Genomic DNA, 3944 nt, shown 5'->3' on the forward strand with positions numbered 1-3944 from the left:
ACGGAACAATCCAACTTCCCTACTATAGGTCACAGCTTCGGGTTCGGGACTATCCTTAGAATTCATCGTCTGAGCCACAACCATGTAAGGACAAATCTAGATTCCGGGTTACATTGGTGGAACTGGCTTTGAGGGGACCGGTACTTTTTTCGCAATGTTATGTGCTATCTTAGTTGTGAGCTCACTACATGAAAGTTGAAAACAAGCAACTAGTCTACGAGTTTTCGCAACGTGTACACGACGCCTCGTCCGGGAGCGTTCGTAATCTCCTTGAGGAATACTATCACGAGGATGCGGCTTGGCACGGCCCAGAACCTGTGAACGAATTAACAGGGGTAGAAGCAATTGCGAAAGGATACTGGGAACCACTGTTGAATGCATTCCCTGACCTCGAAAAAAACGACTACATCCTATTTGCTGGGGAGTGGGAAGGTGGAGACTGGGTGTGTGCAACCGGGAACATGGTCGGGACCTTCGAGGAAGATTGGCTCGACATCCCTGCCACAGGTCAAGCGACTTGGCTTCGATACGGCGAGTTCCACCGGATAGAGGACGGGGAAATCGTCGAAACACGGCACCTTGTGGACGTCTTAGACGTAATGCGTCAAGCCGGGTATCAATTCTTCCCATCACTTGCTCCTGAGGTCGTCGTCCCCGGCCCATCCACACAAGACGGGTTACTTCTCAACGAACAGGACGACCACGAATCTGAAAAGTCCCTTCAACTCGTAGAAGGTATGATTGACGGCCTGCACGACTACGAGGAACACGGCCTCGACGGGATGGGTCTAGAAAAATTCTGGCACGAGGACTTCATGTGGTACGGTCCTGCTGGTACTGGAACCACTCGCGGCATAGACGGGTTTCAGGACTTTCATCAGGGACCATTCCTGACCGCCTTTCCCGATCGCGAAGGTGGTGACCACGTCGCTCGGTTCGCAGAAGGGAACTACTGTGCCTCAACAGGATGGCCGTCTGTCAGGGCAACCCACCTCGGCGATGGATGGATGGGACTGCCCGCGACTGAGAAGCCAGTCGAAATGCGTGTGATGGACTTCTGGCGCAGAGAAGACGACCTACTCGTGGAAAACTGGGTCTTCATCGACAAAATCGATTTGCTAAACCAGATGGGCGTTGATGTCTTCGACCGACTCCGTAACGACAAACAGTACTTCTAGCCCCTTTGGTACAGAAGATGGAGTCCAATCAGGCTCAGCTTTATACTGAGTTCAAATCTTTTTGTCACTGGATTAATCAATAGCCACGACGTCACTTCGTATCACGGCGGAAACTTTATGTAAAGTTGGCGTGAATCACGCTTGAGGAAAACACACACACAGCAATGACTATTGATGAAACTAGCAACTCACGGACACGAAGTGTCGAAGCAGTTGAATTTCACTCGAACGAACAGACTTCGGGGGGTACTCAATGACTGAGGATTGGCGGACTGCAGACGAACTCGACGTAATGCGGATGATCGAACAGAGTACCCACGAGATTTGGGACGAGAAATTAGTCGGTAAGATCTACGACTATTACGCCGATGACGTCGTCGTTCACGCGGCGGGCGGAGACGTGGAAGGTTCAGAAGCATTGGTTGAGGATACACTTGCTCGGTTGCATGCATTCCCCGAAACCGAGATGAACATCGAGAAAGTCATCTGGGAGGGTAACCCAGATGACGGCTATTACACTTCGATGGTTCGGACAATCACTGCGAAGAATACAGGCGCGACCGATTACGGTCCAGCGACAGAGAAAACAATGGAGGACAACCTCGGTATCGCCAACTGTCTCATTCAGAAGGTAGACGGCGAATGGAAATACGTCGAGGAGTGGATTGTATACGATAAAATCGGGTACATTCAGGCCTGTACACCCGACGACGACCCTATCCATAACTACTAACTGTACGGACATACGGGAGCGTTTAATCGAACAGACGGATTGGTAATCACACACGACGATTGCCTCTGTTGCCATATCGTCGTCCCCCTTCTATGCGAATTTTACCAAGAGATAACAAGAATGAAACTAGAATCAGAAATAACGGGAGAAACACGTACCTTCGAATCAGTTCGAGAAGTATTGGCGAAAGCGAACGAAGAAAAAACAGGTGACGAACTGGCAGGGATTGCTGCCGAGTCTGCGGCGGAGCGGATTGCAGCGAAGGCGGTCCTTAGTGAGATCACACTCGAAACCCTCCGTGAGAATCCAGTCGTCCCGTACGAATCTGACGAAGTTACTCGCGTCATCCAAGATAATGTTGACGAGGAGAACTACCAACAAATCAAAGACTGGACTGTCTCAGACCTTCGTGAGTTCCTCGTCGACGAGCAGACGAAAGAATCGGATATCCAGCGCGTACGGGAAGGGCTGACGAGTGAAATGGTCGCAGCTGTTGCGAAGATTATGTCCAACATGGACCTCGTTCAGGCGTCGTCGAAGATGGTTATCACAGCACGTTGCAACAACACGATTGGAACCGAAGGGTCACTCTCGTTCCGTCTGCAGCCGAACGACCCAACCGACGACGTTGAGAACATCCTCAATACGATTCGGGAGGGGCTATCGTACGGTGTCGGAGATGCGGTCATCGGAATCAACCCGGTAGAGGATAATCCGGACCGCACAAAACGACTTCTAGAAGCGACACATGAGTTCATCGAAGAGTGGGATATCCCAACCCAGAACTGTGTACTTTCTCATCTTACTTCACAGATGGAGGCAGTCCGAAACGGGGCCCCCGCCGACTTACTATTTCAGAGCCTCGCAGGAACCCAAAAAGGAAACGACGAGTTCGGCATCGACGTCGATTTACTCGAAGAGGCGTATGAACTAGGCCGAGAGAAGTGTACCGCGACCGGTCCGAATGTTATGTATTTCGAGACTGGGCAAGGTTCGGAGCTTTCGGGTGATGCTCACGAAGGGGTCGACCAAGTGACACTGGAAGCGCGATGTTATGGTCTGGCCAAGCAATACGATCCCTTCATCGTCAACACCGTCGTCGGGTTCATCGGTCCTGAGTACCTCTACGATGGTCGTCAGGTTATCCGTGCTGGGCTTGAAGACGTATTTATGGGGAAGCTCACTGGGATTTCGATGGGTATCGATGCCTGCTACACAAATCACATTCAGGCAGATCAAAACGACATCGAGAATCTTGCAGTTCTCTTGACCGCTGCTGGGTCGAACTTCTTCATCACCATTCCAATGGGTGACGATGTCATGCTTAATTACCAATCGAATAGCTTTCACGACGCCACTGCGCTCAGAGATATCTTTGACGTCGCTCCCGCACCAGAATTCGAAGAGTGGCTCGAAAAAGAAGATATCCTGATAGACGGTACGTTGACTGACCGCGCCGGTTCGCCTGAACACTTCCTACGGAGCGATTAAACAATGACCGATGACCCACCGACGACAAACAACGAATCAGCATCGTCAGAACTCTCCCAGTCACTCGAATCGAGTCCATCACGACTCGGAGTTGGACGCGCAGGTACTCGACCCCCAACGAGAGCGAGCCTTGAGTTTCGTGCCGACCACGCGAAGGCACGAGACGCCGTTCTCACTCGTGTTTCAGAAAAGATTATCCAGACTGCAGACCTGTTTGCAGTCGATTCACTCGTTGACGATCAAGATGAGTATCTCGCTCGACCAGATCTTGGTCGAGATATCTCAGATGAAACAGCCAATGCGCTTCGTGAGAACTGTACGGTCGGACCAGATGTCCAAATCGTCGTCTGCGATGGGTTGAGTTCGACTGCAGTGGAGGCCAATATCAAAGATCTCCTCCCAGTGCTAATCACTGGCTTAAATGATCGTGGATTCAAAGTTGGAACTCCTGTATTCGTTCGGTTCGGCCGAGTTAATGTAATGGACGCGATCGGTGAAGAACTCTCAGCCAAGAGCGTCGTCAACCTTATCGGTGAACGACC

The 3944-nt window shown here is 51.1% G+C and carries 4 protein-coding genes; all 4 read left to right on the forward strand.

Annotated elements, in window-relative coordinates:
- Nucleotides 1-188 precede the first annotated feature (188 nt).
- On the forward strand, nucleotides 189-1178 hold the full coding sequence (locus tag AUR66_RS16260) for an ester cyclase (protein ID WP_058573270.1): 990 nt from the start codon (nucleotides 189-191) through the stop codon (nucleotides 1176-1178).
- Nucleotides 1179-1431: 253 nt separating this feature from the next.
- Nucleotides 1432-1911 carry an ester cyclase gene (locus AUR66_RS16265; RefSeq protein WP_058573271.1) on the forward strand — a complete coding sequence of 160 codons (480 nt, stop codon included), beginning with the start codon at nucleotides 1432-1434 and terminating at the stop codon, nucleotides 1909-1911.
- Between the two features lie 120 nt (nucleotides 1912-2031).
- On the forward strand, nucleotides 2032-3402 hold the full coding sequence (locus tag AUR66_RS16270) for an ethanolamine ammonia-lyase subunit EutB (protein ID WP_058573272.1): 1371 nt from the start codon (nucleotides 2032-2034) through the stop codon (nucleotides 3400-3402).
- A gap of 3 nt (nucleotides 3403-3405) precedes the next feature.
- On the forward strand, nucleotides 3406-3944 hold a 539-nt coding region (locus AUR66_RS20810; RefSeq protein ID WP_082682251.1), incomplete at its 3' end, for an ethanolamine ammonia-lyase subunit EutC.

Origin of the sequence: Haloferax profundi, assembly GCF_001469865.1 — an archaeon.
Taxonomy (GTDB): Archaea; Halobacteriota; Halobacteria; order Halobacteriales; family Haloferacaceae; genus Haloferax; species Haloferax profundi.

Excerpts from the sequence above, each read along its gene's own strand:
- AUR66_RS16260 (WP_058573270.1), top strand. The coding sequence starts at position 189 with ATGAAAGTTGAAAACAAGCAACTAGTCTACGAGTTTTCGCAACGTGTA.
- AUR66_RS16265 (WP_058573271.1), top strand. The coding sequence starts at position 1,432 with ATGACTGAGGATTGGCGGACTGCAGACGAACTCGACGTAATGCGGATG.
- AUR66_RS16270 (WP_058573272.1), top strand. The coding sequence starts at position 2,032 with ATGAAACTAGAATCAGAAATAACGGGAGAAACACGTACCTTCGAATCA.